The sequence below is a fragment of the Pseudactinotalea sp. HY158 genome, from assembly GCF_009660225.1.
Taxonomy (GTDB): Bacteria; Actinomycetota; Actinomycetes; order Actinomycetales; family Beutenbergiaceae; genus HY158.
The window spans coordinates 782,815-804,598 of the sequence record NZ_CP045920.1 but is presented as its reverse complement, the minus strand read 5'-3'; the positions used below and the strand labels follow the sequence as shown (position 1 = coordinate 804,598).

Here is a 21,784-nt window from a genome sequence, read left to right as displayed (position 1 = left end):
GGGCGTGGCGCCGTGGCTCCTCCACGACCGCCGCGCCCCTCCCCGAACCTGGATCGTGCAGGTGACGGGAAGGGGCGCGGCAGTGGTCGGACGCGACGAGGGGTCAGGCCTTCCAGCGGGGGAAGGCGCTCGTGCCGGCGTAGAGTGCCGCGTCGTCGAGCTCGTCCTCGATCCGCAGGAGCTGGTTGTACTTGTTCACGCGCTCACCCCGGGCGGGGGCACCGGTCTTGATCTGGCCGGCGTTGACGGCGACCGACAGGTCGGAGATCGTCGTGTCCTCGGTCTCGCCGCTGCGGTGGGAGACCATCGCCGTGAAGCCGGCCCGCTGCGCGAGCGTGATGGCGTCGAGGGTCTCGGTCAGCGTGCCGATCTGGTTCACCTTGACCAGCAGCGAGTTCGCCGAGGACTCGGCGATGCCGCGGGCGAGGCGCTCGGGGTTGGTCACGAACAGGTCGTCGCCGACGATCTGCACCTTGTCGCCGATCTTCGCCACGAGCTCGCTCCACGAGCCCCACTCGTCCTCGCTCAGCGGGTCCTCGATGGACACGAGCGGGTAGTCCGCGGTGAGCTGGGCGTAGTAGTCGATGAGGTCCGAGGGGCTGATCTTCTTGCCCTCGAAGGCGTAGGCGCCGTCCGAGAAGAACTCGGTCGAGGCCACGTCGAGGGCCAGGGCGATCTGCGCGCCCGGCGTGAAGCCGGCCTTCTCGATCGCGACGAGGATGAGGTCGAGGGCCGCCCGGTTCGAGTCGAGGTTCGGGGCGAAGCCCCCCTCGTCCCCGAGGCCGGTGGCCAGGCCGCGCTCCTTGAGCACGGACTTGAGTGCGTGGTACACCTCGGAGCCCCAGCGCAGCGACTCCTTGAAGGTCGCGGCGCCGATCGGCGCGATCATGAACTCCTGGATGTCGACGTTGGAGTCGGCGTGCGAGCCGCCGTTGAGGATGTTCATCATCGGCACGGGCAGCACGTGCGCGTTCGGGCCACCGAGGTAGCGGAACAGCGACAGGTCGGCGCTCTCGGCGGAGGCGCGGGCGGCGGCGAGGGAGACGCCGAGGATCGCGTTCGCGCCGAGCTTGGCCTTGTTCGGGGTGCCGTCCAGGCCCAGGAGCACCTGGTCCAGGTGGCGCTGGTCGGCGGCGTCGAGGCCGAGCACCTCGGGGGCGATGACCTCGGTCACGGCGTTGACCGCGTCCTGCACACCCTTGCCGAGGTAGCGGGCGGAGTCGCCGTCGCGGCGCTCGACCGCCTCGAAGGCGCCGGTGGAGGCGCCGGAGGGCACGCCGGCGCGGGCGAACGAACCGTCTTCGAGCGCGATCTCGACCTCGACGGTCGGGTTTCCGCGCGAGTCGAGGATCTCGCGGGCGCCAAGGGCCTCAATGGTGGCCATGTGTTCTCCTTCTGTGTTTCTGCTGGGATTTCGTCAGGCTGGTGGGATCGGAGGGGTCGGCCCGGTCCGGGGCTCTCCGGCGCGGAGCGCTCGCTCGGCCCTGCGCAGCACCGAGCGCAGCGCGGCCTCCGCGTCGACCCCGCGGGTGCGGGCCCGGGCGACGACGGCGAGCAGCTCGGCGCCGATCCGTTCTTCGTCGTCCGACGCCGTCTTGCCGGGGCTACCGGGGCTACCAGGGCCATCGGGGACACCGGGGTGGACGAGGTCGGGCAGGTCGTGACCGGCGCGCTCGGCCCGGCCGAGGATCTTCTGGGCCCGCGCGAGGGCCGGCAACGAGGCCGGGATTCCGTCGAGGAAATGCTCGCGGCCCGGCTCGGATGCCTTGATCGCGTCCCAGTTCGCCCGGACCGCGCGCACGTCGGGCGCTGCGGCGACCCCGGCCTCGCCGTCGGTCGCGAACACGTGCGGGTGCCGGGAGGTGAGCTTGCGGGAGAGGCGGGATGCGACGTCCCCGAGGTCGAAGGCGCCGCTCTCGGTGGCGATCCGGGCATGGAACAGGACCTGCAGCAGGAGGTCGCCGAGTTCGTCGGCGAGGTCGCCGGGCGCACCCGTCTCGGCGGCCTCGGCCACCTCGTAGGCCTCCTCGATCGCATACGGGGCGAGGCTCGCGTGGGTCTGCTCCCGATCCCAGGGGCAGCCGCCGGGGCCGCGGAGGCGATCCATGATCGCGATCGCCTCGGCCAGGGCCGCCAGGGTGCCCGGATGCGGCACGGTCGCGCCGCCGGCGGGTGCGGGCGGCTCGGCGCCGCGGGTGGCGTCGGGCGTGGGCGGGGTGGGCTGGATCGCTGGGCCTTTCAGGGTGTCACGGCCTCGATGGGGCGGGTGCCGCGCTCGTCACTGGGTGGGGGTCGGGGAGACCAGCCACGGGCGCGCCGCGGCGACCGGCTGGGCGGTGGCCTCGTCCCAGTCGCCGTAACGCGGGCTGAGCGTGATGTCGGCGGTGGCCAGTCGCTCGTTCACCTCGCCGAAGAACTGCTGGCCCTGCGGCGCGCTGTTCGCGGCCTCGGCGGCCAGGGACAGGCGGACGAGATCGAGGACGGGCTGGGTGTACTCGCCGTCGACCTGGATGCTCTGGGCGTCGAGTCCGTCGAGGAACGAGGCGGCGTCCTCGTCGGAGACCCCGAGCCCGTTGTCGGATGCGACCGGCAGCAGGATCGACGCGTGGATCAGGTTGGTCACGATCGCGGTCGGGTTCGGCGGCTGGGCGTAGAACGGTGCGAGCGCCATCCCCTCGTCGACCTCCTCGGCCGAGATGACGGTGCCGTCGACGCTGGCCGCGATGCCGGGGCCCCGACCGTCGGCACATCCGGCCATGACCGTCGCCGCCAACGCCATCGCCGCGGCCGAGGCCGCCACTCGACCCATCCGGGCCCTTGTCCGCATTCCCACAGGTTGCCTTTCGCATGCGATCACGTTCGCCCCCATCCTACGCAGGTTCACCCGCACCGGGCACCAGCGCTCTCCCGCCGCGAGCCCGCTGCGAGCGCGGTGTGAGCCCGTTGCGAGCGCGGTTCATGCCGGTCCCGCGGCCGCCGTCGCTGCCGCGGCCACGCTGGTCCGGCGGGCGAGCACGGAGTCGATGAGGACCCCCACCCAGTCGACGAGCGCCTCGTCGCGCAGCGGCCGCCCACCGACGCGGGCGGTGGTCGGGGCGGGCACGAGGATGGTGCGGATCGCCGGCTTGAGCACCGTGCCCGGATAGAGCCGCTTGAGCCGCAGCTGCGCGGACTCGGCCAGTTCCACCGGCGCGAAGCGCAGGAACTTTCCCTGCGTGGTGATCTCGACGAGCCCCGCGGCGCGCGCCTTGTTCCGCAACCGGGCCACCTCGAACAGGCGCTGAACCGGCAGTGGGGGCGTGCCGTAGCGGTCGGAGAGTTCCTCGCCGACCGCGGCGATCCGCTCCTCGGTGTCGGCCTGGGCGATCTTCGCGTACGCCTCGAGCCGCAGGCGTTCCTCACCCAGGTAGTCGTGCGGGATATGGGCGTCGACGGACAGGTCGACCCGCAGATCCGGCAGCTCCTCGGCCTCCTCCCCGCGGTAGGCCGCGACCGCCTCGGAGACCATGCGCACGTACAGGTCGAAGCCGACGCCGGCGATGTGGCCCGACTGTTCGCCGCCGAGCAGGTTGCCCGCGCCGCGGATCTCCAGGTCCTTCATGGCGACCTGCATGCCGGCACCGAGGTCGGTGTGGGCTGCGATCGTTGCGAGCCGGTCGTGGGCGGTCTCGGTGAGCGGCCGTTCGGGCGGGTAGAGGAAATAGGAGTAGGCGCGCTCCCGGCCGCGGCCCACCCGGCCGCGCAACTGGTGGAGCTGGCTCAGCCCGAACGTCTCGGCCCGCTCGACGATGAGCGTGTTCGCGTTCGAGATGTCCAGGCCGGTCTCGACGATGGTCGTGCACACGAGCACGTCGAAACGCTTCTCCCAGAAGTCCATGATGACCTGCTCGAGCTGGCCCTCGTGCATCTTCCCGTGGGCCACGGCGATCCGGGCATCGGGGGCGAGCTCGCCCAGCCGGGCGGCGGTGCGTTCGATCGACTCGACCCGGTTGTGCACGTAGAACACCTGCCCCTCCCGCAGGAGCTCCCGGCGGATCGCCGCAGCGATCTGCTTCTCCTGGTACGGACCGACATAGGTGAGCACGGGGTGCCGTTCCTCGGGCGGGGTCGCCAGGGTGGACATCTCCCGGATCCCCGTGACGGCCATCTCGAGGGTGCGCGGGATCGGGGTCGCGCTCATGGCCAGCACGTCGACGTTCGTGCGCAGCTGCTTGAGGGTCTCCTTGTGCTCGACCCCGAAGCGCTGCTCCTCGTCGACGATCACGAGGCCGAGGTCCTTGAAGCGGACCTCACCGGTGAGGAGGCGGTGCGTGCCGATGACGACGTCGACCCCGCCCGACCGGACCTCGTCGCGGATCCGGCCGGCCTCCGCCGGCGTCTGGAATCGGGAGAGCGCCTCGACCACGATCGGGAACCCGGAGTAACGCTCGGAGAAGGTGTCGAGGTGCTGCTGCACGAGCAGCGTCGTGGGCACGAGCACCGCGACCTGTTTGCCGTCCTGGACCGCCTTGAACGCGGCCCGCACGGCGATCTCGGTCTTGCCGTAGCCCACGTCCCCGCAGATGAGCCGGTCCATCGGCACCGACTTCTCCATGTCGGCCTTGACCTCCTCGATCGTGGCGAGCTGGTCGGGGGTCTCGACGAACGCGAACGCGTCCTCGAGCTCGGCCTGCCACGGAGTGTCGGGCGCGAACGCGTGTCCCTGCGTGGCCATCCGGGCGGCGTAGAGCCGGATGAGCTCGGCGGCGATCTCCTTGACCGCCTTGCGGGCCCGGGACCTGGTCTTGGCCCAGTCCGAACCGCCCATCTTGTTGAGCGAGGGGGACTCGCCACCGGTGTACTTGGTCACCTGGTCGAGGGAGTCGGTGGGCACGAAGAGCCGGTCGCCGGGCTGGCCCCGCTTGGAGGAGGCGTATTCGATCACGAGATATTCGCGCGTGGTGGCGTTGGAGCCCGTGCCGATCGTGCGCTGGACGAGTTCGATGAACCGGCCCACGCCGTGCTGCTCGTGCACCACGAAGTCCCCGGCCCGCAGCGCGAGCGGGTCGACCACGTTGCGCCGCCGGGAGGGCATCGTGCGCATGTCCCGGGTCGAGGTGCCGGCCCGGCCGGTGAGGTCGGCCTCGGTGAAGAGCGCGAGCCGCAGCGGCTCGGACACGAATCCCCTCCGGATCCGGGCCGTGGTCACGAGCACGAGGCCGGCCGGCGGGAGCTCCGGGTCCTCGTCGTCGCGGGCATCGGCGCCCGCGGGGACGAGCGCCGGCACGAGCCGGGCGGGTACCTCGGCGGCGAGCAGCTGATCGGTGAGCCTGCGGGCGGGCCCGGGCCCCTCGGTCACGAGCACGAGCCGCCAGCCCTGCCGGGTGAGGTCGCGCAGGTCCGTGATCGCGGCCTCGATATCGCCGCGGTAGCCCTCGACGTCCCGGCTCGGGAGGGTGACGGCCGCGGTGGCCTCCTCGTCGTCGGGGACCAGGTCGGCCAGTTCCTCGTCGAGTCCGAACGGCCCGACGGTCCACCAGCCCAGGCCGCGCTCGGCGGCGATCTCGCGGGTGTCGGTGAGGGTGGCGAAGGAGGCCTCGGACAGGTCGAGCGGGGTGCTCGACCCGGCGGCGGCCGAGGTCCAGGCGGCCGCGAGGAACTCCTCCGTCGTGGCCACGAGGTCGTGCGCCCGCCCGCGGACCCGTTCCGGATCGCACAGCACCAGCAGCGACTCGGCCGGGACCACCTCGAGCACCGATTCCATCCGGTCCACGAGCGCGGGGGCGAGGGACTCCATGCCCTCGACGGCGATGCCCTCGGAGAGCTTGTCGAGCATGTCGGCCGCGCCGGGGAGGCGGTCCTTGAGTGCCCGGGCCCGGTCGCGGACCTGCTCGGTCAGGAGGATCTCGCGGCAGGGCGGAGCCCACATGCCGTCTTCGGAGATCTCGAGGGAGCGCTGGTCGGCGGCGGAGAACCAGCGGATCTCGTCCACCTCGTCGCCGAAGAACTCGATCCGTTGGGGATGGGAGGCGGTCGGCGCGAACACGTCGACGATGCCGCCGCGCACGGCGAACTCGCCACGCCGGCCGACCATGTCGACCGGGGTGTAGGCGGCGTCGACGAGCCCGCGGGTCAGGTCCTCGATCGCGAGCCGGTCCCCGGCCTTGACCGTCACCGGTTCGAGGTCTCCGAGCCCGGCGGGGATCGGCTGCAGGAGCGAGCGCACCGGCAGGATGAGCACCCGGATCGGGTCCGTGCTGCCCGCGGTTCCCCGCGTGGCGGCCGACTCCTCGTCACGCTCGCCGGCGGCCTGGCCCGGGCCCTCGGCGTGGGTGAGCCTGCGCAGTACGGCGATCCGCTGGGCCACCGTGTCGGAGCGGGGCGAGAGCCGCTCGTGCGGGAGGGTCTCCCACGACGGGAAGACCGCCACGTGCTCGGGCGGCAGGTACGCACCGACGGCGGCCGCGAGGTCGTCCGCATCGCGTCCGGTCGCGGTGACCACGACGATCGGGCGGTCGGTCCGGTCCACGAGGCGGGCGATGAGTGGTGCCCGGGCGCCGGCGGCGGCGGTGATGTCGAGGGCGCCGCGCGCAGGCACCGCCTCGACCAGCGTCGCGACCGCAGGATCGTGGGCGAGGGCGGGCACAAGGGCAGACAGATTCACAGACAGACCGCTTCCTGGGCAGCACTCGTGTCCCCGCGCTCCGGGGAGGCGGGGTGGGAGGATCTCCTCCGGCGAACCAGTGTACGCGGCGCCCCCGGCCACCCGGGCGGGGGCCTCCACCCGCCCCCGAGGGGGTCGATCCCTCCCCTGTGCGGCCCGTCCCGGCCCGTCAACGGCCCGTCAACGGCGCGCCCGGGCCGCACGGCCCGCACAGGCCCCTCAGGTGCGTGAGTGCAGCCGCTCCTGCGCGGCCGTGAATCCGAGGGTGGCGACGTCCTCGACGGCCTCGACCGCCTCGGCGATCGTCACGGCGAGTTCGTCCCGTTCGGCGCGGGCGAAGTCCCGCAGCACGTAGTCGGCCGGGTCCATGCGTCCCGGCGGCCGGCCGATCCCGATCCGCAGTCGCAGGTAGTCCTTGGTGCCCAGCGCCGAGGAGATCGACTTGAGCCCGTTGTGACCGCCCTCGCCGCCGCCCCGCTTGAGCCGGAGCGTGGCGGGGGGCAGATCGAGTTCGTCGTGCACCACGAGGATGTGGTCGGGCTCGGCCCCGTAGAAGGACGCGAGCGAGGCGACCGGGCCGCCGGAGACGTTCATGAAGGTGAGCGGCTTGGCGAGCACGACCCGCGGCCCGCCCACACCCCCGGGGCCGAACCGCCCCTCGAGCACGCGGGCGCGGGCCTTGCGGTGGCTGCCGAAGGTGCCGGCGATCTCGCGGGCCACGGCGTCGAGCACCTGGTGGCCGACGTTGTGGCGGTGTCCCGCGTAGGCGGGCCCGGGGTTGCCCAGGCCCACCACGAGGAGAACGGTCACGGACGCGCGGCTCAGGCCTCGGCGGCCGGGGTCGCCTCGGTGGCGGCCTCCGCGGCCGCCTCGACATCGGCGGCCGGCTCGATGTAGGGCTCGGTGATGAGGACGATGACCTCGTCGGCCTCGACCTCGAGCTCGGCGCCGGCCGGGATCTGCAGGTCGCTCGCGCGCACGTAGTCGCCGTCGTTGAGCCCGTCGATGTTGGCCACGATGTGCTCGGGCAGGCTCAGGGCCTCCGCGCGGATGGTCACGGTCTGCAGCTCGAGCGCGTGGATCGTGCCGGGGTAGGACTCGCCCTCGATCACGACGGGCACCTCGACGACGACCTTCTCGCCGCGCTTGACCAGGAGCAGGTCGACGTGCTCGATCACGCGCTTGACGGGGTCGCGCTGGACGTCACGGGTGAGGGCGAGCTCCTCGGTGCCGTCGAACGTGAGCTGGACGAGCGCGTTCGGGTTGCCCTTGAGCGCGAGGAACGTGTCGTGGCCGGGAAGCGCGAGGTGCACCGGGTCGGTGCCGTGGCCGTAGAGCACGGCCGGCACGAGGCCGTCGCGACGGGAGCGGCGCGAGGCACCCTTGCCGAATTCGGTCCGCAGCTGGGCCGCGAGGACGGGCGTGGTGGTGGTGTTCTTCGGCACGGGAGATTCCTTCGTCGTGGGGGGCGGTGGCTCCTCGGGCGGGGGCCCGTGAGCATGCACGGCGAAGGAGCGGATCGCTCCTGCACCACGTCGATCACGGATCCGGTGAGACCGGTTCTCCCTCGCCGAGGCAACCTCGACATCGTAGCCCCCGTCGCCCGCTCGCGCACAGTCGCGGTCCGCCCACAGCTCCGGTCCCGGCGTGATGTCGGCCACGGTTCGAACGGATGGCCCCGCGCAACGGGCACGCGTATGGACGACGTCGCTCGCCCGGGTGCACATCGCACCCGGCGCTCGCGTCACTCGCCCACACCGGCCGGCTAGGCGTTGCCGTCGAAGAGGGAGGTGACCGAGCCGTCGTCGAAGACCTCGCGGATCGCGCGGGCGATGAGCGGGGCGATCGAGAGCACGGTGAGGTTGGGGAATCGCTTGTCAGCGGTGATCGGCAGGGTGTCGGTCACGATCACCTCGCGCGCGCCGCACTCCTGCAGCCGCTGGGCCGCCGGGTCGGAGAGCACGCCGTGGGTGGCGGCCACGATGACCGAGTTCGCCCCCGCGTCCATGCAGACCTTGACGGCCTCGGCGATCGTGCCGCCGGTGTCGATGAGGTCGTCGACGAGCACGCAGTCGCGCCCCTCGACCTCGCCGACGACCCGGTTCGCCACGGCGCTGTTCGGCCGGTCGATGTCGCGGGTCTTGTGCACGAAGGCGAGCGGTCCGCCGCCGAGTTTGGTGGCCCACTGCTCGGCCACGCGGATGCGGCCGGCGTCCGGGGAGACGACCGTCACGTTGGTGGTGTCGACCCGGCCGCGCACGTAGTCGGTGAGGATCGGCATCGCCCACAGGTGGTCCACGGGGCCGTCGAAGAAGCCCTGGGTCTGGGCGGCGTGCAGGTCGACGCTCATGAGCCGGTCGGCGCCGGCGCACTTGAACAGGTCGGCCATAAGGCGGGCGGAGATCGGCTCGCGGCCCCGGTGCTTCTTGTCCTGGCGCGAATACCCGTAGAACGGCATGACGGCCGTGATCGAGGCCACGGAGGCCCGCTTCAGGGCGTCGACCATGAGGAGCTGTTCCATCACCCACTGGTTGATGGGCTGCGTGTGCGACTGCAGCACGAAGGCGTCGGCGCCGCGCACGCTCTCCGCGTAGCGCACGTAGATCTCCCCGTTCGCGAAGTCGTACGCCGTGGTCGGCACGACCTCGATGCCGAGCTCCTCGGCGACGGCGACGGCGAGTTCGGGGTGGGCTCGACCCGAGACCAGCACGAGGCGCTTCTCGTCTTGGGTGGTGATACCTGTCATCAACTACTCCTGGGTGCGGGGCGGGCGAGTCGGCTTCGAGCGGGCGGGTGGTTGGTGTGGACCGGCAGCAGGTGTGGACCGGCGGCCGGTGCGGGTCGGCGGCTAGTGCGGATCGGGCGGGGTGAGGGCTGGATCGGCTGCGGCGGCCGTGTCAGCCGCGTCAGCCGCGTCAACTGCGTCGGCCGCGGCGGCTGCGTCGGCTGAGGGGGTGCCGGGGCGGCGCGAGCGCGTCCACCCCTCGATGATGTGTTCGCCGGCGGTGCTCACGGCGAGTGCGCCCGCGGGGACGTCCTCCCGCAGCGTCGTGCCGGCGCCCGTGTAGGCGCCCGCGCCGAGTTCGACCGGGGCCACGAACATCGTGTTCGACCCGGCCCGGGCCTGGGGCCCGACGACGGTCGGGTGCTTGTGGACGCCGTCGTAGTTCGCGGTGATCGACCCGGCGCCGACGTTGGCGCCCGCACCGATCGTGGCATCGCCCATATACGACAGGTGCGGGATCTTGGCGCCGTCGTCGAGCCGGGTGTTCTTCGCTTCGACGAACGTGCCGATCTTCGCCCCCGGCCCCACGACGACCCGCTGGCGCAGGTACGCGTACGGACCGACGCGAGCGCCCGCCTCGATGCGCGAATCGAGCACGTGGCTGCGCACGACCTCGGCGCCGGCGCCGACGCGGGTGTCCGTCAGGGTCGTGTCCGGGCCGATCCGTGCTCCGGTGGCCACGCTCGTGGCCCCGTGCAGCTGCACCCCGGGCAGGATCTCGCAGTCGGGCGCCAGGTCGACCCCGACGTCGACCCACACCGAGGTCGGGTCCACGATCGTCACCCCGGCGCGCATGTGCGCGGCGAGCAGGCGGCGGTTGAGTTCGGCGCCGAGCGTCGCGAGCTGGGCCTTGTCGTTCACGCCCTCGGCCACGACCGCATCGAGCGTGCGGACGGCGGCCACTCGCCCGCCGTCGGCGCGCGCCTGCCCGATCACGTCGGTCAGGTAGAGCTCGCCCTGGGCGTTGTCGGTGCCGATGCGGGCGAGCCCGGAGCGCAGGATCGCCGCGTCGAAGACGTAGACGGCCGAGTTGATCTCGGTGATCTCGAGCTGGGCGGCGCTCGCGTCGCGGTGCTCGACGATCCCGGTCACCTGCCCGTCGCCGTCGCGCACGATCCGCCCGTAGCCGGTCGGGTCCGGGGCGTCGGTGCTCAGGATGGTCACGGCGTTGCCGGCGGCGTGCTCGGCGACCAGGCCCCGCAGGGTCGCCTCGTCGAGGAGCGGCACGTCGCCCGCGAGCACGACGACGGGCCCGCTCAGGTCCGCGGGGAGCGCGGCGAGCGCACATTGGGTCGCCCGGCCGGTGCCGGGCACCTCGTCCTGGTCGGCGACGATCGCCGCGGGATCGAGCTCGCGCACATGGGCGGCGACCCGCTCCCGGTCGTGTCGGACCACGACGGCGAGGTGGTCGGGACCGAGGCTGCGCCCGGCCGCGAGGACGTGACCGAGGAGGCTCCGGCCGCCGATCGCGTGCAGGACCTTGGGCAGCGACGATCGCATCCGGGTGCCCTGCCCGGCGGCGAGGACGATGACGGCGGCTGGCGACTGGCTCACGGCCACCACTCTAATGCCGCCCGCGACGCCGCCGGTCGGACTCGGCGCCCGGGCGGGCAGGTGTGCGGGAGGCCACCCGGGCGCGGCGGGACCGCCGGTCATCGGCGCAGGGAACTCGCAGCGACAGCGGCGCCGGTGTCGATGCAGGGGCTCCGCCCCCAGGATTCGAACCTGGACTGCACGGCTCCAAAGGCCGGCGTGCTGCCTTTACACCAGGGCGGATCGTTCCGCTCGCGGACCCGGCCTGTCCGCGGGCACGAGGCCGACGGAGCCGATCGGAGCCGGTTGCGACGCAGCAGCGAGCATACCCGCGCCGGGCCCCGTGCCGCACCCCGCCGCCGCCGTGGGGCATGATGGGCACGTGCCCACCCCTCGTCGCGCCCGGATGACGGGCCAGGAACGCCGCGAACAACTCCTGACCGTGGGGCGATCGCTCTTCGCGGAGAAGGGCTTCGACGGCACGAGCGTCGAGGAGATCGCCGCCCGGGCCGAGGTGTCCAAGCCGGTCGTGTACGAACACTTCGGCGGCAAGGAGGGGATGTACGCGGTCATCGTCGACCGCGAGGTCGATGCGCTGCTCGCGGCGCTCACCGACGCCCTCTCGAGCGGCTCCCATCCCAAGAACACGGTCGAGGCGGCGGCGTGGGCGCTGCTCGACTACATCGAGGCGAACACCGACGGCTTCCGGATCCTCGTGCGGGACTCGCCCGTGGCCCAGGCGACCGGCACCTTCTCCTCGCTCATCGGCGACGTCGCCACCCAGGTGGAGCACCTCCTCGCGGCCCAGTTCGCTCGCCGCGGCATGGACGTGGAGGCGGCGCCGATGTACGCCCAGATGCTCGTGGGGATGATCGCGCTGACCGGTCAGTGGTGGCTCGAGACCCGCGCACCGAGCAAGGACGTCGTGGCCGCGCACCTGGTCAACCTCGCGTGGAACGGGCTCAGGGGCATCGAGCCCGAACCGACCCTCGGGCGCGGCTGGCGGCTCCGGCGGGGCGCGCGCGCCGCCGGGCGGGGGCAGGGTCGCCCGGAACAGTGACCGGACCAGTGACCGCAAGCAGTGACCGCGAGCGGACGCCTCGGTAGCAGGGGCCTCGGTCGCCGGCGCCTCGGTGGCAGGCGCCTCGGTAGCAGGTACAGGAGCGGCCGCGCGAGGAGGACGGTACCCACGGGGTGGGACCGTGCCGGTGTCGGTACCCGACCTCTAAGATGAACCACGCATCGACCACTGACCTGGGGAACCGATCATGCCCACCCTGACCATCTCCGGGCTCGACAAGAGCTACGGATCCCTGCGAGCCCTGACCGACATGTCGTTCACCGTCGGCGCCGGCGAGATCTTCGGCTTCGTGGGATCGAACGGCGCCGGCAAGACCACGGCCATGCGGATCGCGCTCGGCGTGCTCCACGCCGACGCCGGCCAGGTCCTCCTCGACGGCACGCCCCTCGACCTCGACGCCCGGCGGCGCGTGGGCTACATGCCCGAGGAGCGGGGCCTGTACCCGAAGATGCGGGTGGGCGAGCAGCTCGTCTACCTCGCCCAGCTCCACGGCCTCTCGAGGTCCGCGGCGCACGAGGCGATGCTCCACTGGACCGAGGTGCTCGGCGTGTCGGAGCGCCGCGGCGACGAGGTGCAGAAGCTCTCGCTCGGGAACCAGCAGCGGGTGCAGCTCGCGGCTGCGCTCGTGCACGACCCGGACGTGCTCATCCTCGACGAGCCGTTCTCCGGGCTCGACCCGGTCGCCGTGGACGTGATGAGCTCCGTGCTGCGCCAACGGGCCGACGCCGGGGTTCCCGTGGTGTTCTCCTCCCACCAGCTCGAACTGGTCGAGCGGCTCTGCGACCGCGTGGGCATCGTGCGCAAGGGACGGCTCGTGGCCGAGGGCACGATCGACGAGCTCCACCGCACCCCGACCCGGAACTGGCGGATCGTGGCGCCGGACGCACCGCCCGCGTGGGCCGACGCCTCCGGCGTGCTCACCGGGGTCCCGGGGGCGCGGCTCCTCGCGGACGGACCCGACGCGCTGGTGAGCCTCCCGGCGGAGGCGACGGACGTCGTCCAGAAGCTGCTGCGAGCGGCGCTCGACACGTCGGCGGTGACCGAATTCACGTGGGTCCGGCCCACGCTGACCGACCTGTTCCGCCACGCGGTGAGCGAGGACGGACAACCGGGCGACGAGGGGAAGGTGCGGTCATGAGCACGATGTCGGCAGTCGGGCGGGTCGCCCTGCGGGAGATGCGTACGCGCTTCACCGCGAAGGCGATGATCATCTCCACCGCGATCCTCATGGTGCTCATCATCGGGGCGATCGTGGCGGTCTCGATCGTCACCTCCAAACCGGCCGAGGAACTCCAGGTCGGCCTCGCCGACGGGACGAGCGAACTCGACGACGCCCTCGGGCAGGCCGCGCAGGCGCAGGGGGCCTCGCTCGACCTGCACACCGGTCTGAGTGACGCCGAGGGGCGCCGGCAGGTGCTCGACGGGGACATCGAGGCGTTCATCAGCGGCGATGCGGCGGCCCCGCAGGTCGCCTTCGACGGCGATCCGGACGCCGCGATCATGGACCTGGTCGGCGCCGCCGTCCACGATCACGCCCTGGCCACGGCGATCAGCGACGCCGGCGGCGATCCGGAGCAGGTGATGTCGGCGGTGGCCGCGGCGGCGCCCACGCCCATTAATCTGAGTGAGGAGCCCGGACTATCGGATCTGGATCCGGTCACGATCATTTCGACGTTCACGATCCTCGGTTTCCTGCTGTTCGCGCTCATCCAGTCGGCCTCGATGGTCGCCGTGGGGGTGGTGGAGGAGAAGTCCTCGCGCGTCGTGGAGATCCTGCTCGCGACGATCCGGCCGACCCAGTTGCTCGCCGGGAAGGTGATCGGGTCCGGCGTGGTCGCGCTGAGCCAGGTGATCGTCTTCGCCGCGGCCGCCCTCATCACGGCGAAGGCCACGGGGGTGCTCGAGGGCTTCACGTTCGACTTCGGCGGCGCGATCGCGATGCTGCTGCTGTGGTTCCTGCTCGGGTTCGCGGTCTACGTGGTGCTCGTGGGCGGGCTCGCGGCGCTCGTGTCCCGCCAGGAGGACATCGGGGCCGTGACCACGCCGATGGTGTTCGGGATGATGGTCCCGTTCTACCTGGGCATCTACCTCGTTCCGTACGCACCGGAGGCGCTCGCCACCAGGGCGCTCTCCCAGGTCCCCTTCTTCTCCCCGTTCATGATGCCGGTGCGGGTCGCGTTCGGCACCGCCGCGACCTGGGAGGTCGTGCTCGCCGTGGCACTCTGCCTGCTGTTCATCCCGTTCCTCATGTGGATCGGCGGGCGCGTGTACGGCCGGGCCGTGCTCAACACGGGCGGACGGATGAAGCTCTCGGCGGCGCTCAAGGGCTGAGCCGGGCCGGTCCGGCGACCGGGCGTCGACTACCCTGCAGGAATGGCAGATTCCGATGAGGTCGACCGGCTCGTCGCGGCCTGGCGCCGGGAGCGCCCGGACCTGGATCCGGAGCCGATGCAGGTGTTCTCGCGGCTGTCACGGCTGGCGCGACACCTTGAGCTCGCGCGTCGGGCGGCCTTCTCGAAATACGGCCTCGAGTCCGGCGCGTTCGACGTGCTCGCGGCGCTGCGCCGGTCGGGTGAGCCGTACGAGCTCACCCCGGGCCTGCTGCTCGCCGAGACCATGGTCACCTCCGGAACGATGACCAACCGGGTGGACCGGCTCGTGCGGGACGGCTATGTGCAGCGCGCCGCGGCGGTCGGCGACCGGAGGGTCGTGCGGGTTCGCCTGACGGAGTCCGGCAAGTCGGTCGTCGACGCCGCGATGGCCGACCTGTTGCGGCGCGAGACCGAACTGCTCACCGGACTGAGCGACCCGCAGCGGACCGAGCTCGCCGACCTGTTGCGGGCGCTGGCCGCACCCTTCGAGACCCCCGGGGGTTAGGCTGAGATCCGACGGGTGCCAGGAGGAAGCAGTGGATTCGGAACCGTATCTCTCCCGCCGCCGGGTGGTCCAGCTCGTGGCCGCGGGCGCCGCGGTGGTCGGGGCGGTGGCGGCCTGTCTCCTGCCGCTGTACGCGACCAGTTCCACCTCGAGCACGGGCACCGAGGTGACCGAGAGCGTGTCGGCCTGGCACGCGATGGGCCCCTCGATCCTCGTGACGGTCGCCTTCCCGGTGGCGTTCGCGCTGCTGCCGCTGTTCTCCCGGGGGCGCTGGTGGCAGCGGCTCGGGTTCATCTCCGCCGCGCTACTCATCCTCTTCACCCTCGCCGGGCTGCTGAGCATCGGGATGCTGTTCATCCCGGCGACGGCCCTCGCGGCCGCGGCGATGTTCGTGCGTGCCCCGGAGACCGAGCACACCGACGATGCGGTGACCGCCGGGCGCGGCTGACCCCTCCCGCGGGCCGGGGAACCGGCGGCTATACACTGGGGTGAGAATATTTCCCCACCGGAAGGCCGGTCACGCATGTCCGCCGCAACTCTTCGCGCCCTGCTCGGCATCGACCACCCGGTGGTGCTCGCCCCCTTCGGCGGCCTCAGCTCGATCGAGCTGACCGCCGCCGTGAGCGAGCTCGGCGGACTCGGGTCCTACGGCCTGTACGGCTACTCCCCCGCCCGGATCGCCGAGACCTGCGAGGCGCTGCGCGCGGCCACCGATCGCCCGTTCGCCCTGAACCTGTGGCTGCCGACCGGCGACGAGGTGCGCCCCGGCCAGGTCGAGCTCGACGCGGTGCACGCCGCCCTCGCCCCGTTCTTCGCCGAGGTGGACGCGCCGATTCCGCCCGACCCCGCGGCCTTCCTCCCGGGGTTCACCGAGCAGGCGGAGGCCGCGCTCGCGGCGGGTCCGGCCGTGCTCAGCCTCGTCTACGGGGTGCCGCCGGCCTGGCTGATCGAGCGTGCCCACGCCTCCGGCACGGTCGTGATCGGCACGGCCACGACCGTCGCCGAGGCGGTCGCGCTCGAGGCGGGCGGGGTGGACGCCGTCGTGGCCACCGGCTCCGAGGCCGCCGGCCACCGCACCTCGTTCCTGGGTCGCCCGGAGGACTCGCTCGTGGGCACGTTCGCCCTCGTTCCCCAGGTGGTCGACGCGGTCGCCATCCCCGTGCTCGCCGCCGGCGGAATCGCGGACCGGCGCGGGGTCGCCGCCGCGTTCGCCCTCGGCGCCTCCGGGGTGCACGTCGGCACCGCGTTCCTCGCCACCCGCCAGTCCGCGGCGAACGACGCGCACCGGGCGGCGATCCGCTCGACGCCACCGGAGGCAACGGTGCTCACCCGGGCGATGAGCGGCCGGCTCGCTCGTGGAGCCCGGAACCGGGCGGTGACCGCGATCGAGGACGCCGGGGCCATCGCGCCGTTCCCCGCGCAGAATTGGCTCACGGGCCGGTTCCGCTCCGAGGCGGGCCGGCGCGGACTCGGCGAGCTCCAGTCGCTCTGGCTCGGCCAGGGCGCACCGCTCGCCACCCGTGACGAGGCGGCCGAGGTGTTCGCCGAGTTGCGCGCGGGGGTTCCGGCCGCCTGACCGGCGCCCGAGCCGCGCTCTCCCGGAGCCCTGCCGGCACCCGCTCGCGGATCGGCCGGCGCTCGAGCCGAACAGCGGCGAATCGACCCTTGACACGATCGTGAACATGCGTTCACACTGGCTGTCATGGGCCATGAACAGGCGTTCACAGCCGCCGATCCCCCGGTCCCGACCGATCCCCCGGAGGCCGGCCCCCTCCTCATGGCGGCGCTGAACCGGTTCGCCCGCGAGGGTTTCGGGGCGCCGCTGCGTGTGATCGCGGCGGACGCGGATGTGAGCGCGGCGCTCATCATCAAGCGCTACGGCACGAAGGAGGGGTTGCGGGCGGCCTGCGACGGCGTTGCGCTCGAATGGATCCGCGCGGCCAAGACGAGGAACATCGGCGTCGTCGCGGGCGGCGGGCTGCTGCCGACCCTCGTCGGCGGCGACGAGTACGCCCCGCTCGTCGGCTACGTCATGCAGTCGGTCATCGCCGGCGGATCGCTGGGCCGATCCTTCGTCGAGCACATGATCGCCGACGCGGAGGGCTACCTGGCCGACGCCGTCGCCGCCGGCGTCATCCGACCCAGTCGCGACGAGCGGGCCCGCGCCCGCTACCTCGTGACCAGCTCCCTCGGTTCCTTCCTCCTCACGATGCTGCTCGAGCCGGACACCGGCGGCCGCTCCGCGACCGACCTGCCCGGGCTGTACCGCATGCTCGCCTCCGAGGGCACGGGTCCGATGCTCGAGCTGTACACCGAGGGGCTGTTCACGACCCGGCGCATCCTCGAGGACTTCCTGCTGCACCCGGGCGACGCACCCGGTCCGGCGGATTCGGCCGATCGAGTCGATACGGCCACAGCACCACACACCGACGAGGGCAAGGACGGCGAGCACACCCCATGAGCATCATCGACATCCGCGGACTCGAGAAGTCCTTCGGCCCGGTCACGGCACTCGACCGACTCGACCTGAGCCTCGGCGCCGGCGAGGCGCACGGCTTCCTCGGCCCGAACGGCGCCGGAAAGTCGACGACGATCCGGGTGCTGCTCGGCCTGCTCCGGGCCGACGCCGGGCACGTGCGTCTCTTCGACGCCGATCCATGGGCCGACGCGGTCGCGCTCCACCGTCGCCTCGCCTACGTGCCGGGCGACGTGACCCTGTGGCCGAACCTCACCGGCGGGGAGACCATCGACTACCTCACCCGGCTGCGCGGCGGAGCCGACCCGGCCCGCCGGGCCGAACTGCTCGAGCGGTTCGAGCTCGACCCCACGAAGAAGGCGCGCACCTACTCCAAGGGGAACCGTCAGAAGGTCGCGCTCGTCGCCGCGTTCGCCCGGGACGCCGAGCTGTACGTCCTCGACGAGCCGACCAGCGGACTCGACCCGCTCATGGAATCGGTGTTCACCGACTACGTGCGCGGCCTCGCGCGCGCGGGCCGAACGGTGCTGCTGAGCAGCCACATCCTCAGCGAGGTCGAAAAGGTGTGTGACACGGTGACGATCATCCGCGCCGGTCGGGCCGTCGAGACCGGCACCCTCGCGAGCATGCGCCACCTCACCCGCTCCCACGTCGAGGCCGTCGTCACCGCGGCCGGGGCGCGGGCCCTGGCCGCCCTGGCCGGGGTGCACGATCTCGCGTCCCGACCTCGACACGACGGCACCCACGTCTCCTTCGAGGTCGAGGACGCCACGATCCAGCGCGTCCTCGAGCCGCTCGCGAGCCACGGCGTCGCCTCCCTCCAGGTCACCCCGCCCTCGCTCGAGGATCTCTTCCTCCGCCACTACGGAGAGCAGCCCGTTCCGTCCGGTGGCGGGCGATGAGCACCGCCGCCGCCGCGCCGCTCGACGCCGTCCGGACCCCGCTCCGGCGCGAATCCCCGCTCACGGGCCTCGGGCACCTGAGTCGCCACATCGTTCGCCGCGACCGAGTCCGCATGGTCGTCTGGGCGGCCTCGGTCGTGGTCTTCGTGGCCTATTTCGTGTTCGCGCTGTCCACCGTCTTCGACCCGTCCGCCCTCGCCGCGCGCGCCGCGGTCATGCGCACCCCGAGCGGCATCGTCATGGGCGGGCCCGGGTACGGCCTCGACCACTACACCGCCCCGGTCGCGGTCGCGAACGAGGGCACGATGTGGATCGTGCTGGCGCTGGCGATCATGAGCATCATGCACGTGGTCCGCCACACCCGCGCGGCAGAGGGGGACGGCCAGGCCGAGCTCGTGCGTGCGGCCGCGGTCGGGCGCCACGCCCCCGGGGTCGCGACCATGCTCACCCTCGCGGTCCACCTGCTCGTCATCGCGGTGCTGTCCGCGGCGACGATGGTCGCGGTGGGGACCGGACTGTCGGCGGCGGACGCCTTCGCGATGATGCTCGGCTGCGCGGCGAGCGCGCTCGTCTTCGGCGCCGCCGCCCTCGTCGCCTCCCAGGTGAGCGTGCACGCCCGCACCGCGAGCGGTCTCTCGCTCGCGGTCGTGGCCGGGGCGTTCGTGGTCCGGGCCGCCGGCGACATCCGGCAGCCGGGCGGGTCGCTGCTCTCGTGGTTCTCACCGATCGCCTGGGCGCAGCAGTTGCGGGCGTTCGTCGACCTGCGCTGGTGGCCGGTCCTGCTCTCCGTGGTGGTCGCGCTCGTGCTCCTCGGCCTCGCCGCCCTCCTGGCCACCCGGCGCGACTTCGGCGCGGGGCTGCTCGAGAGCCGGCCTGGTCCGGCCACCGCCCGGGCGGGGCTTCGCTCCCCGGTCCGGCTCGCGTGGCTTCAGCAGCGCGGCACGCTGCTGTGGACGACGGTCGGGCTCGGGCTCATGTGGTTCGGTACCGGCACGCTCATGAGCACGCTGAACGACATGGTGGCCGATCTCGTGGGCACGAACCCCGTGCTGGGCCGGCTGTTCGGCACGGATCCGGCCGCGTTCACGAGCTCGTTCCTGGCGGTCGTCATGCTGTTCGTGTCGCTGTGCGCCGCGGCCTACGCCATCGTCATGGGCCTGCGCCCGCGAGCGGAGGAGTCCGCCGGCCGGCTCGAGGTCACCCTCGCCACCCCCGTGTCCCGGACTCGCTGGCTCGGGGCGCAGGTCCTCGTCGCCGGAATCGGCACGGTCGTGCTGCTCGCGGTCTCGGTGTACGGGCTGTGGCTCGGATCGATCCTCGTCGGTGTCGACGAACCGGGCCTGGCCGACTACTCGCTCGTGCTGGTCGGCCGGCTGCCCGCCGTGCTCGTGTTCCTCGCGCTCCCGGCGGCCCTGTTCGCGTGGTGGCCCCGGTTCGCGGGCCTGGCCTGGATCCTGCTCGCCTACGTGTTCGTGGGCGGAATGTTCGGGCAGCTGTTCGACCTGCCCGAGTGGGTGCTCGGCATCTCGCCGTTCCACTGGGTGCCCGAGGCCTTCGGGCCCGACCCGGACCTCTCGGGCGTCGCGGGGCTCGTGGCCGCGCTCGTCGCACTCGGGGCGCTCGCCTTCGCCGGCTTCCGGCGTCGGGACGTCCTGACGGCGTGACCGGCCGTCGCCGCGGTCGCGTGGCTCAGTCGAGCGTGACCGACAGCTCCAGCCAGCGCTCCTCGAGCACGTCGGCCTCGTCCTCGAGCGCCGTGATCTTCGCCATCTCGACGCCGATGAGCTCGAAGTCCGACTGGTCGAGGTCGGCGAGGTCGAGGCGCGCGTCGGCGGCCTGTCGGCGCAGGCGCTCGATCCGCCGCTCGAGGGAGGCGAGTTCCTTCTCGTTCGCGCGGATCTCGGCGCCGGAGCGCGCGCTCGGCGGCTCGTCCGTCGCGGCCGCCGGCCCGGCACCCGGGTCGTCGCCGGCGCCGGCGTCGCGCAGCCGCAGGTACTCGTCGACGCCGCCGGGCACGTGCCGGAGCCGTCCGCCCAGGATCGCGTACTGCTGGTCGGTCACCCGCTCGAGCAGGTAGCGGTCGTGGGAGACGACGAGCAGCGTGCCGGGCCAGGAGTCGAGCAGATCCTCCATCGCGGCGAGCATGTCGGTGTCGACGTCGTTCGTGGGCTCATCGAGGATGAGCACGTTCGGTTCGTCGAGGAGCACGAGCAGGAGCTGCAACCGGCGTTTCTGGCCGCCGGAGAGCTCGCCGACCCGGGCGGCCAGGTGCGCGCGGGAGAACCCGAGTCGCTCGAGCAGCTGGGCGGGGGTGAGGTCCCTCCCCCCGACGACGACCGTTGCGGACGTGCGGGCGAGCACCTCCCGGACCCGGTCGCCGGCGATGTCGGCGAGCTGGGAGAACTGCTGGTCGAGCACCCCCATCCGCACGGTCTTGCCGCGCTTGACCCGGCCGGCCGTCGGGGCGAGCGTTCCCGCGACGAGCGCGAGCAGGGTCGACTTGCCGGCCCCGTTCGCGCCGAGGATGCCGGTGCGCTCCGCCGGCGCGATGCGCCACGTCACCTCGCGCAGGATCTCCCGGCCGTCGTAGGCGAGGCCCACGTCCTCGAGGTCGACGACGTCCTTGCCGAGCCGGGCCGTGGCCAGGCGGGTGAGTTCGAGCGTGTCCCGGGGCGGCGGCACGTCGGCGATGAGCTGATTGGCCACCTCGATCCGGAACTTGGGCTTCGCCGTCCGTGCGGGCGCCCCGCGCCGCAGCCAGGCGAGCTCCTTGCGCATGAGGTTCGCCCGCTTGGCCTCGGTCACGGCGGCCTGCCGGTCCCGCTCGACCCGTTGCAGCACGTAGGCGGCGTAACCGCCGTCGAAGGCCTCGACGGTGGCGTCGTGCACCTCCCACGTGCGGGTGCACACCGCGTCGAGGAACCAGCGGTCGTGGGTGACGACGAGCAGGCCGCCGGCGGTGCGGGCCCAGCGCCCGTTCAGGTGCGCGGCGAGCCACGAGATCCCCTCGACGTCGAGGTGGTTCGTGGGCTCGTCGAGCGCGAGCACGTCCCAGTCCCCCACGAGCAGTGCCGCCAGGGCGACCCGGCGGCGCTGGCCGCCGCTCAGCGTGCCGATCGTGGCCGAGCGGTCGAGGTCGGCCACGAGCCCGGCGAGCACGTCGCGGATGCGCGGGTCGGAGGCCCATTCGTAGTCGGGCCGGTCCCCGACGATCGCGTGGGCGATGGTCTCGTCGTCGGCGAGGGTGTCGGCCTGGGTGAGCACCCCGACCCGCAGGCCGCCGCGGTGGGTGACCCGGCCGCTGTCGGGCTGGATCCTCCCGGTGAGGAGTCCGAGCAGGCTCGACTTGCCGTCACCGTTGCGGCCGACGACCCCGATCCGGTCGCCCTCGTCGAGGCCGAGGGTGAGATCGGCCAGCACGGTCTTCGTGGGGTAGTCGAGCCCGATCGATTCGGCTCCGAGTAGATGCGCCATATGCCCCCAGGAT

General features: G+C 72.7%; 18 protein-coding genes and 1 tRNA gene. 9 read left to right on the top strand and 10 right to left on the bottom strand.

What is annotated here, in order from left to right; genetic code table 11:
- Positions 1-103: 103 nt before the first annotated feature.
- The 9 genes from eno to GCE65_RS03445 form a co-directional block, all read right to left on the bottom strand.
- Entirely contained in the window at positions 104-1,384 is a 1,281-nt protein-coding gene (gene eno, locus GCE65_RS03485) for a phosphopyruvate hydratase (RefSeq protein WP_152817485.1), read from the bottom strand.
- Positions 1,385-1,417: 33 nt separating this feature from the next.
- Positions 1,418-2,155 (bottom strand): MazG family protein, encoded by a 738-nt coding sequence (locus GCE65_RS03480; RefSeq protein ID WP_228760097.1) that lies wholly within the window; start codon positions 2,153-2,155, stop codon positions 1,418-1,420.
- Between the two features lie 123 nt (positions 2,156-2,278).
- Positions 2,279-2,827: a hypothetical protein gene (locus tag GCE65_RS03475; protein WP_153877392.1), complete on the bottom strand. Its 549-nt coding sequence runs from the start codon at positions 2,825-2,827 to the stop codon at positions 2,279-2,281.
- Between the two features lie 129 nt (positions 2,828-2,956).
- A complete protein-coding gene (gene mfd / locus GCE65_RS03470; RefSeq protein WP_153877391.1) occupies positions 2,957-6,643 on the bottom strand; it encodes a transcription-repair coupling factor in 3,687 nt (1,228 codons plus the stop codon).
- A gap of 219 nt (positions 6,644-6,862) precedes the next feature.
- Positions 6,863-7,453 carry an aminoacyl-tRNA hydrolase gene (gene pth, locus GCE65_RS03465; RefSeq protein ID WP_152817483.1) on the bottom strand — a complete coding sequence of 197 codons (591 nt, stop codon included), beginning with the start codon at positions 7,451-7,453 and terminating at the stop codon, positions 6,863-6,865.
- A gap of 11 nt (positions 7,454-7,464) precedes the next feature.
- Complete coding sequence (locus GCE65_RS03460) at positions 7,465-8,088, bottom strand: 50S ribosomal protein L25/general stress protein Ctc (RefSeq protein ID WP_228760096.1); 624 nt, start codon at positions 8,086-8,088, stop codon at positions 7,465-7,467.
- A 320-nt stretch (positions 8,089-8,408) separates the two neighbouring features.
- Positions 8,409-9,389: a ribose-phosphate diphosphokinase gene (locus tag GCE65_RS03455; protein ID WP_152817482.1), complete on the bottom strand. Its 981-nt coding sequence runs from the start codon at positions 9,387-9,389 to the stop codon at positions 8,409-8,411.
- Between the two features lie 102 nt (positions 9,390-9,491).
- The gene (gene glmU, locus GCE65_RS03450) at positions 9,492-10,982 is read right to left on the bottom strand and encodes a bifunctional UDP-N-acetylglucosamine diphosphorylase/glucosamine-1-phosphate N-acetyltransferase GlmU (RefSeq protein ID WP_228760095.1); all 1,491 of its coding nucleotides are present in this window, start codon (positions 10,980-10,982) and stop codon (positions 9,492-9,494) included.
- 150 nt (positions 10,983-11,132) lie between these two features.
- A tRNA-Gln gene (locus tag GCE65_RS03445) sits at positions 11,133-11,204 on the bottom strand.
- Positions 11,205-11,367: 163 nt separating this feature from the next.
- Between GCE65_RS03445 and GCE65_RS03440 the strand changes: the two genes are divergently transcribed.
- The 9 genes from GCE65_RS03440 (at position 11,368) to GCE65_RS03400 (ending at position 19,961) form a co-directional block, all read left to right on the top strand.
- The gene (locus GCE65_RS03440) at positions 11,368-12,021 is read left to right on the top strand and encodes a TetR/AcrR family transcriptional regulator (protein WP_152817702.1); all 654 of its coding nucleotides are present in this window, start codon (positions 11,368-11,370) and stop codon (positions 12,019-12,021) included.
- A gap of 208 nt (positions 12,022-12,229) precedes the next feature.
- Positions 12,230-13,180 carry an ABC transporter ATP-binding protein gene (locus GCE65_RS03435; RefSeq protein ID WP_153877389.1) on the top strand — a complete coding sequence of 317 codons (951 nt, stop codon included), beginning with the start codon at positions 12,230-12,232 and terminating at the stop codon, positions 13,178-13,180.
- Complete coding sequence (locus GCE65_RS03430) at positions 13,177-14,373, top strand: ABC transporter permease (protein ID WP_153877388.1); 1,197 nt, start codon at positions 13,177-13,179, stop codon at positions 14,371-14,373. The genes GCE65_RS03435 and GCE65_RS03430 overlap by 4 nt, the downstream gene beginning before the upstream one ends.
- 42 nt (positions 14,374-14,415) lie before the next feature.
- Complete coding sequence (locus tag GCE65_RS03425) at positions 14,416-14,919, top strand: MarR family winged helix-turn-helix transcriptional regulator (RefSeq protein WP_152817478.1); 504 nt, start codon at positions 14,416-14,418, stop codon at positions 14,917-14,919.
- A gap of 31 nt (positions 14,920-14,950) precedes the next feature.
- Positions 14,951-15,367 (top strand): hypothetical protein, encoded by a 417-nt coding sequence (locus GCE65_RS03420; RefSeq protein ID WP_152817477.1) that lies wholly within the window; start codon positions 14,951-14,953, stop codon positions 15,365-15,367.
- A gap of 75 nt (positions 15,368-15,442) precedes the next feature.
- On the top strand, positions 15,443-16,495 hold the full coding sequence (locus tag GCE65_RS03415; RefSeq protein WP_153877387.1) for a nitronate monooxygenase family protein: 1,053 nt from the start codon (positions 15,443-15,445) through the stop codon (positions 16,493-16,495).
- 126 nt (positions 16,496-16,621) lie between these two features.
- A complete protein-coding gene (locus GCE65_RS03410; RefSeq protein ID WP_228760094.1) occupies positions 16,622-17,380 on the top strand; it encodes a TetR/AcrR family transcriptional regulator in 759 nt (252 codons plus the stop codon).
- Positions 17,377-18,297 carry an ABC transporter ATP-binding protein gene (locus GCE65_RS03405; protein ID WP_152817475.1) on the top strand — a complete coding sequence of 307 codons (921 nt, stop codon included), beginning with the start codon at positions 17,377-17,379 and terminating at the stop codon, positions 18,295-18,297. The genes GCE65_RS03410 and GCE65_RS03405 overlap by 4 nt, the downstream gene beginning before the upstream one ends.
- Complete coding sequence (locus tag GCE65_RS03400; protein ID WP_153877386.1) at positions 18,294-19,961, top strand: ABC transporter permease; 1,668 nt, start codon at positions 18,294-18,296, stop codon at positions 19,959-19,961. Before GCE65_RS03405 ends, GCE65_RS03400 begins: the two co-directional genes overlap by 4 nt.
- 25 nt (positions 19,962-19,986) lie before the next feature.
- Here the strand turns inward: GCE65_RS03400 and GCE65_RS03395 are convergent, their stop codons facing one another.
- Positions 19,987-21,771: an ABC-F family ATP-binding cassette domain-containing protein gene (locus tag GCE65_RS03395; protein WP_153877385.1), complete on the bottom strand. Its 1,785-nt coding sequence runs from the start codon at positions 21,769-21,771 to the stop codon at positions 19,987-19,989.
- Between the last annotated feature and the right edge of the window lie 13 nt (positions 21,772-21,784).

Excerpts from the sequence above, each read along its gene's own strand:
- GCE65_RS03435 (WP_153877389.1), top strand. The coding sequence starts at position 12,230 with ATGCCCACCCTGACCATCTCCGGGCTCGACAAGAGCTACGGATCCCTG.
- GCE65_RS03430 (WP_153877388.1), top strand. The coding sequence starts at position 13,177 with ATGAGCACGATGTCGGCAGTCGGGCGGGTCGCCCTGCGGGAGATGCGT.
- GCE65_RS03415 (WP_153877387.1), top strand. The coding sequence starts at position 15,443 with ATGTCCGCCGCAACTCTTCGCGCCCTGCTCGGCATCGACCACCCGGTG.
- GCE65_RS03455 (WP_152817482.1), bottom strand. The coding sequence starts at position 9,389 with ATGACAGGTATCACCACCCAAGACGAGAAGCGCCTCGTGCTGGTCTCG.
- GCE65_RS03475 (WP_153877392.1), bottom strand. The coding sequence starts at position 2,827 with ATGCGGACAAGGGCCCGGATGGGTCGAGTGGCGGCCTCGGCCGCGGCG.
- GCE65_RS03410 (WP_228760094.1), top strand. The coding sequence starts at position 16,622 with ATGGGCCATGAACAGGCGTTCACAGCCGCCGATCCCCCGGTCCCGACC.
- GCE65_RS03425 (WP_152817478.1), top strand. The coding sequence starts at position 14,416 with ATGGCAGATTCCGATGAGGTCGACCGGCTCGTCGCGGCCTGGCGCCGG.
- GCE65_RS03440 (WP_152817702.1), top strand. The coding sequence starts at position 11,368 with ATGACGGGCCAGGAACGCCGCGAACAACTCCTGACCGTGGGGCGATCG.
- GCE65_RS03395 (WP_153877385.1), bottom strand. The coding sequence starts at position 21,771 with ATGGCGCATCTACTCGGAGCCGAATCGATCGGGCTCGACTACCCCACG.
- GCE65_RS03400 (WP_153877386.1), top strand. The coding sequence starts at position 18,294 with ATGAGCACCGCCGCCGCCGCGCCGCTCGACGCCGTCCGGACCCCGCTC.
- eno (WP_152817485.1), bottom strand. The coding sequence starts at position 1,384 with ATGGCCACCATTGAGGCCCTTGGCGCCCGCGAGATCCTCGACTCGCGC.
- GCE65_RS03405 (WP_152817475.1), top strand. The coding sequence starts at position 17,377 with ATGAGCATCATCGACATCCGCGGACTCGAGAAGTCCTTCGGCCCGGTC.